Origin of the sequence: Anoxybacillus sp. LAT27 (genome assembly GCF_022030075.1) — a bacterium.
GTDB lineage: Bacteria > Bacillota > Bacilli > Bacillales > Anoxybacillaceae > Anoxybacillus > Anoxybacillus kestanbolensis.
In genome coordinates, this window is sequence record NZ_JAIWYK010000153.1 from 1 (window position 1) to 277 (window position 277).

Below are 277 nucleotides of genomic sequence, written 5' to 3' on the forward strand. Positions count from 1 at the left end.
TTTTGGCGCAGGCGATTACGCTTGTCGAAAGCAATGCGTCTAGGCATATGGATCTTGCCCAGCAAGTGCTCAATGAACTGCTCCCGCACGTCGGCCGCTCGATCCGCATCGGCGTCACCGGCGTGCCGGGGGCGGGAAAAAGCACGTTCATTGAAGCGTTTGGCACGTTTTTATGCGAGCAAGGGCACCGCGTCGCGGTGTTAGCCGTCGACCCGACAAGCTCATTGACCGGCGGCAGCATCCTTGGCGACAAAACGCGGATGGAGGCGCTTGCCCG

General features: G+C 60.6%; 1 pseudogene. It reads left to right on the forward strand.

Features of this window, described 5'->3' with window-relative positions:
- Positions 1 to 277, forward strand: a pseudogene (locus tag LD028_RS08915) (methylmalonyl Co-A mutase-associated GTPase MeaB); the annotation flags it as partial.